Consider the following 6,598-nt stretch of genomic DNA (forward strand, 5'->3'; position numbering starts at 1 on the left):
TGCGACCGTTTGTGACCCGGATGCGACCGCCGTGCGACCGGATCCGACCGTAATACCCAGCCGAACTCGGGTTCCCCTGGAGTCCGTTGGGGGAAGGAGGATTCCCACACAGCCGCGCCGACCTCGGGGAGGGGCACGTGCTCAATGCGGACGTCGTCATCGTAGGAGCCGGAGTCTCAGGACTCGCGGCCGCGCACCACCTGATCGCAGCGGGGGTCACGGTCACCGTCCTGGAGGCCGCCGACGACCCCGGAGGCCGGATGGCCACCGTGTCGGCCGACGGGTTCCGGCTGGACCGGATCGGCCAGTTGCTCACCACCTCGTACACGGAACTCGAACGCACCCCCGGCCTCCGGAGCCTCACCCTGAGGACCTTCGCGCCCGGGGTCCTGGTCCACGCCGACGGCAAACAGCTCCGGGCCGGGGCCCTCACCCCGGCCCGCGCCCTGGCCAGCGGCTCCCTCGACCAGGCGCGCCTCAGCGCCGCCCTCGGGCGGCTGGCCGCCCTGCCCGAGGAACGCCTGCTCGCCCGGCCCGAACGCACCGCCCTCGCCGCCCTGCGCACCCGCGGCCTGCCGCCGCGCACCGTGACCGGCGTGCTCCGGCCGCTGCTCTCCACCCTGCTCCGCGACCCGGAACTCACCACCTCCAGCCGCGTCGCCGACCTCGCCCTGCGCGGCTTCGCCCGCGGCCGTCTCGCCGTGCCCGAGGGAGGCGCGGCGGCCCTGCCCGACCTGCTCGCCCGCGCCCTGCCGCCCGGCACCGTCCGCACCGGGGTCCGGGTCCGGTCGGTGGCGACCAACCTGGTCACCACCGAGGAGCACGGCGACTTCGGCTGCCGCTCCGTCCTCCTGGCCACCGGGGCCCGCGCCGCCGCCGAACTCCTGCCCGGCCTGCGGGTGCCCGGCTTCCACGAGGTCACCGTCCTGCATCACGTCACCGCCGCGCCCCTGCCCTGGGACGGCTCGCTCCTGCTGGACGGCGACCCCAAGTGGCCCGTCTCCCACACCGCCGTGATGAGCGCGGTCGACCCGACACGGGCCCCGGCCGGCCGGAGCCTGGTCACCACCACCGTGCTCGGCCCGCCGCCGCGCACGCGCACGGTCGCCTCGCGCCTCGCCCGGCTCTACGACACCGGCACGGGTGACTGGGAGCTGCTGGCCGTCCACCACACCCCGGAGGCCGTCCCCGCCATGCCCCCGCCGTACGACGTGCACCGCCCGGTGCGCGTCCTGGCCGGGCTCTACGTGTGCGGGGACCACCGCGACACGAACACCGTCCAGGGCGCCCTGCACTCGGCCCGCCGCGCCACCACCGCCGTCCTGCGCGACTTCGGCATCCCGCTCCCGGCCGCGCCGGAGCCCGCACTTCCGGTGGCGGCCTGAGCACCACGGAGTGAGGGGCCCGGCATCCCGCGGGGGAGCCGGGCCCCGGCTTCACGACAAGGCCGCCACCCGGTCGCGGTAGTTGCGCACGGCCGAGGCGTCCCGGTACGGCTCCAGCCGCCGCTCGAAGTCCCGTACGTACTCCACCGCGCGCACCGACCGCATCTCCATCGCCTGCTGCGCCGCCTCCGCGCCCAGCGCGCACGCCTGGTCCAGCTCGCCCAGCCCCAGCCGCGCCGTGGCCAGCACCACCCGGCAGAACAGCCGCGAGCGCGCGAACCCCGGCGCCCGCAGCTGCAGCGAGCGCTCCGCGTGCTGTGCCGAGGCCCGGTACTGCTGCAGGTCCCGGTGGCAGTGCCCGAACTCGTCCGCCAGCTGCGCCTCGTCGAAGTACCGCGCCCAGTGCGGCACGTCGTCGCCGGGCCGGGCCGCGCCGAGTGACCGCTCGGCGCGCACCAGCGAGGCCGTCGCCGCCCGCACCTCGCCGAGCACCGCGTGTCCGCGCGCCTCCGCCGAGTGCAGCAGCGCCTGCACCACCGGCGGCGGGCCGGAGCCGACGCCCTGCTGGGCGACGCGGGCCAGCTGCACCGCCTCCCGGCCGTGGCCCAGGTAGACCGCCTGCCGGCTCATGGTGACCAGCACGTACGAACCGTAAGGGCGGTCCCCGGCGGCCTGTGCCAGGCGCAGGGCCTGGACGAAGTACCGCTGGGCGAGCCCGTGCGCGGCGATGTCGTACGAGGTCCAGCCCGCGAGCCGGGTCAGATCGGCGGCGGCCGAGAACAGCCGCCGCCCGGTGGTCTCCCCGTACGTCCCGCGGAGCATCGGCTCGGCCTCGTGCTCCAGGTAGCGCACGAGCGCCTGCCGGGCGTGACCGCCGCCGTAGGCGTGGTCCAGGGTGCGGAACAGCTCGCTCACCGAGCGCAGCGCCGCGATGTCCCCGCCCGTCACCCGCTGCCCGGGCGCGCGGTCGATCTGCCGCTGCCGGGGCACCGCGGTCCGCCCCTGCGCCGGGACGCGGGCCGCGGCGGGCTCCGCGCCCCGCCCCACCCGTTCGTCGGCCCGACCGATCAGCCAGTCCCGGCTGGGCACGACCAGCCCGGCCGGGGTGAAGGCGATCTTCCGGAGCTCGGCGTGGGAGCCGGAGTCCTTGCGCCACAGCCCGCTCGCGATGTCGACGGCCTCCTCCGGGGTGGCCGCGAACTCCAGACCCGCGTACACGGGAGCGCAGGCGTCCAGGCCCAGGTCCTGCGCGGAGAGCCGCCGCCCGAGCCGTCTGGTGAAGACCTCCGCGATGAGCGCGGGGGTGGTTCCGCGCGGCTGCTGGCCGCGCAGCCACCGGGTCACGGAGGTCTTGTCGTAGCGCAGATCGAGACCGTGCTCCAGACCGAGCTGGTCGACGCGGCGGGCGAGCCCGGCGTTGGAGAACCCGGCTTCCGCGATCAGTGCCGCGAGCTGCCTGTTGGGGACGCGCTGGGCAGGTCGTTCCGTCATCGGCTCCACGGTCTCCTGACGTGACGGACCGGAGTCCCGGCCCTGTGAACGGCGTGAATGTAGCGGCGAACTCCGCCCTCCCCGCCCTCTCTGCCCCACATTCATCCGATCGTGTGCAGAATGGGTAGGGCCCTTTACGGACCGGACCACTCCGCCCGCATAGGCTGCGGCCCATGACCCGCCGGACCCACCGCGCGCGCCTCCCCGAGGAGCGTCCCGAATCCACCGCTCCGCTTCCCCCGCCCGAATTGACCGAGGCGGAGTGCCGGCGCTGCGGCACGTACATCGCGGGTCTCGACGGCCGGTACGCCTGCGGGGTGTGTGGCTGGGTCAACGACCACTCCGAGGGGCACCGGCGGCTGCCGCGGGCCGATGAGGATCCGGACCGGCCGCCCAAGGGCAGGCGCCGCCCGAAGCAGCTGCCGTGGCCCGCGCCGGCGCCTGCCGCCCCTGCACCGGCGCTGGAGCCCGCGCCGCAGCTTGTGCCTGTATCAGCGCCTGCCGCGCCCGCACCGGCGCCGGAGCCCGCTCCTGCACCCCCGCCGGAGCCCGCGCCCGGGCCTCCGCAGGGGCCGCCGTACTCTTGCTGAGTGCGATGCGTGCACACAGCAGGTTCAACGAGGAGGCGCTGCGGTGGCTGAGCTTGGATTTGTCCATCTGGGCTTCGGACCGGAATCCGTCGAGTACACCCGGGCCTGGGAAGAGCAGCGCCGGGTGCACGCCGCCCGCTTCGCGGACGAGGTCGAGGACACCTGCCTGCTGCTGGAGCACCTGCCGGTCTACACCGCCGGTCGGCGCACCGACCCCAGCGAGCGCCCGCTCGACGGCACGCCCGTGGTCGACGTGGACCGCGGCGGCAAGATCACCTGGCACGGCCCCGGCCAGCTGGTCGGCTACCCGATCATGAAGCTGCCCCGCCCGGTGGACGTGGTCGCCCACGTCCGCCGTCTGGAGGAGGCGCTGATCCGCACCGCCGCCGACTTCGGCCTGGAGACCACCCGCGTCGAGGGCCGTTCCGGCGTCTGGGTCCTGGGCGACCCCGTCGAGGAGCGTCCGAAGATCGGCGGGCTCTCGCTCGACTTCGACCCCCGTCTGCACGACGAGGAGTTCGACCCGCGGCTGAACGGCCCCGAGTACGCCCCGTCCAACGCCGGCCAGCGCCGCGAGGACCGCAAGCTCGCCGCCATCGGCATCCGGGTCGCCAAGGGCGTCACGATGCACGGCTTCGCGATCAACGTGAACCCGGACAACACCTGGTTCGACCGGATCGTCCCCTGCGGCATCCGGGACGCCGGTGTGACCTCGCTCTCGTACGAACTGGGCCGGGAGATCGCCATCGCCGAGGTGCTGCCGGTCGTCGAGCGCCACCTGAAGGACGTACTGGAGCACGCGGAGCTGCGGCCCCGGGAGACCGAGGCGGCCGCCGGCTGACGGCCGGGGAATGGGTCCGGCGCCTCCCAGGTTGGCGGACGTAAGAGCGTACGAATTTACGGGCGTACCCTGGTGGGCGCCGAAGAATCGAAGTCACAGGGAGCCGGTCGTGTCCGCAGTCGCACCCGACGGACGCAAGATGCTGCGCCTGGAGGTCCGTAACAGCCAGACCCCCATCGAGCGCAAGCCCGAGTGGATCAAGACCCGGGCGAAGATGGGTCCCGAGTACACCAAGATGCAGGCCCTGGTGAAGGGCGAAGGACTGCACACGGTGTGCCAGGAAGCCGGTTGTCCGAACATCTACGAATGCTGGGAGGACCGCGAGGCCACCTTCCTCATCGGTGGCGACCAGTGCACCCGGCGGTGTGACTTCTGCCAGATCGACACGGGCAAGCCCGAGGCCCTGGACCGGGACGAGCCGCGCCGCGTCGGCGAGTCCGTCGTCACCATGGACCTCAACTACGCCACCATCACCGGCGTCGCGCGCGACGACCTGGCCGACGGCGGCGCCTGGCTGTACGCGGAGACCGTGCGCCAGATCCACCAGCAGACGGCGGGCCGCGAGGCGGGCCACACCAAGGTCGAGCTGCTGGCCCCCGACTTCAACGCGGTCCCGGAGCTGCTGGAGGAGGTCTTCGCCTCCCGCCCCGAGGTCTTCGCGCACAACGTCGAGACGGTGCCGCGGATCTTCAAGCGGATCCGCCCCGGCTTCCGCTACGAGCGTTCGCTCGAGGTGATCACCAAGGCGCGCGCCTACGGCCTGGTCACCAAGTCGAACCTGATCCTCGGCATGGGCGAGGAGCGCGAGGAGGTCTCGCAGGCCCTGAAGGACCTGCACGAGGCCGGCTGTGAGCTCATCACCATCACCCAGTACCTGCGGCCCTCGCCGCGGCACCACCCCGTCGAGCGGTGGGTGAAGCCGGCCGAGTTCGTCGAGCTGGCGAAGGAGGCCGAGGAGATCGGCTTCTCCGGCGTGATGTCCGGCCCGCTGGTCCGGTCGTCGTACCGGGCGGGTCGTCTCTACACCCAGGCGATGGAGAAGCGCGCGGCAAGCGTGTGAACTCGAACACAAAACGTTACTAAGCGGTAATGCTGCGTCGACGCGGCCCCTAGGCTCTTTTCAGGAAGAGCCCGGCGGGCCGCGTCAGTGTTTGCAACGTGTCCATCACATTTGACCGACCGGTCATGCCCTGGTAACACCAATCAGTGACGCTGGATCCACGCACCGCAATCGCACTGCCGACGTGAGTTCCGTGAAAGGGATCGACATCATGCAGGCCGCGCCCGTACGCGCCATCGCCATCCCGACGCTCTCCGACGCCTTCCGGGGCATCGAGTCGCTGCTCATGAGCGGCGCCCGGCGCAACGCCTGGACGGCGGTGCTGGAGGACCGCCGACGGGCCAAGGACCGGGTCGAAACCGAACACGTACTTGAGGCCGCGGCGACCCGGACCCCGCAAGCCACGTAAACTTCGCTGTATGGCGAGGAAGTCAAACGCAGAGACTGCTGCGAACCCCGGGCGACTGAAGCAGATCGCCCTGACGTACAAGATGACGCGCAAGGCCGACCCGAAGGTCGGTCTGATCGTCGCGGGCGTGGGAATCGTCACCTTCGGTGTCTTTCTTGCGATCGGCTTCCTGATCGACCACCCGGTCTACCTGGGCATCCTGGGCTTCCTGGTGGCGTTCCTCGCGATGGCGATCGTCTTCGGACGACGGGCCGAGCGGGCTGCCTTCGGGCAGATGGAGGGGCAGCCGGGCGCGGCCGCGGCCGTACTGGACAACGTGGGCCGGGGCTGGACGACCACCCCGGCGGTCGCGATGACCCGGCAGCAGGACATCGTCCACCGGGCCGTCGGCAAGGCAGGTGTCGTGCTGATCGCCGAGGGCAACCCGAACCGCGTGAAGCCGCTCCTCGCGAACGAGAAGAAGAAGCTGGCCCGGATCATGCCGGACGTGCCGGTGCACACCTTCATCGTGGGTACGGGCGAGGGCGAGGTGCCGCTCAAGAAGGTGCGCACCACGCTGCTCAAGCTGCCGCGCGTGCTGGCCGGACCGCAGATCACCCAGGTCAACGACAAACTGCGGGCCATGGGTGACCTCATGAGCAACATGCCGCTGCCGAAGGGCCCGATGCCCAAGGGCATGAGGATGCCGCGCGGCGGGAAGATGCGCTGACCCGCTGACCTGATTTTCGTATACGACACAGGGGCGCCCCCCGAACCACGCGGTTCGGGGGCCCTGTCTCTTATAAACAACTGACGCAGCCGACGATATTTTAGGTGTATATA

6 protein-coding genes are annotated in these 6,598 nt (G+C 72.1%); 5 read left to right on the plus strand and 1 reads right to left on the minus strand.

Going from position 1 to position 6,598, the window contains the following annotated elements; genetic code table 11:
* Positions 1-137 precede the first annotated feature (137 nt).
* Entirely contained in the window at positions 138-1,385 is a 1,248-nt protein-coding gene (locus tag ACFCZ1_RS34025) for an FAD-dependent oxidoreductase (protein WP_376682141.1), read from the plus strand.
* A 51-nt stretch (positions 1,386-1,436) separates the two neighbouring features.
* Here ACFCZ1_RS34025 and ACFCZ1_RS34030 read toward each other — a convergent pair whose 3' ends face one another.
* Complete coding sequence (locus ACFCZ1_RS34030; protein ID WP_376682142.1) at positions 1,437-2,876, minus strand: regulator; 1,440 nt, start codon at positions 2,874-2,876, stop codon at positions 1,437-1,439.
* 633 nt (positions 2,877-3,509) lie between these two features.
* Here ACFCZ1_RS34030 and lipB point away from each other — a divergent pair.
* From lipB to ACFCZ1_RS34050, 4 genes are all read left to right on the plus strand, one after another.
* Positions 3,510-4,307: a lipoyl(octanoyl) transferase LipB gene (lipB, locus tag ACFCZ1_RS34035; RefSeq protein WP_376682143.1), complete on the plus strand. Its 798-nt coding sequence runs from the start codon at positions 3,510-3,512 to the stop codon at positions 4,305-4,307.
* Between the two features lie 109 nt (positions 4,308-4,416).
* On the plus strand, positions 4,417-5,367 hold the full coding sequence (lipA, locus tag ACFCZ1_RS34040; protein WP_376682144.1) for a lipoyl synthase: 951 nt from the start codon (positions 4,417-4,419) through the stop codon (positions 5,365-5,367).
* Positions 5,368-5,578: 211 nt separating this feature from the next.
* Positions 5,579-5,776, plus strand: coding sequence for a hypothetical protein (locus ACFCZ1_RS34045; RefSeq protein ID WP_069923792.1), 198 nt, complete (start codon positions 5,579-5,581; stop codon positions 5,774-5,776).
* A 10-nt stretch (positions 5,777-5,786) separates the two neighbouring features.
* Complete coding sequence (locus tag ACFCZ1_RS34050; RefSeq protein ID WP_376682145.1) at positions 5,787-6,485, plus strand: DUF4191 domain-containing protein; 699 nt, start codon at positions 5,787-5,789, stop codon at positions 6,483-6,485.
* Positions 6,486-6,598 lie beyond the last annotated feature (113 nt).

This window comes from Streptomyces sp. NPDC056224, from assembly GCF_042267665.1.
Lineage (GTDB): Bacteria > Actinomycetota > Actinomycetes > Streptomycetales > Streptomycetaceae > Streptomyces.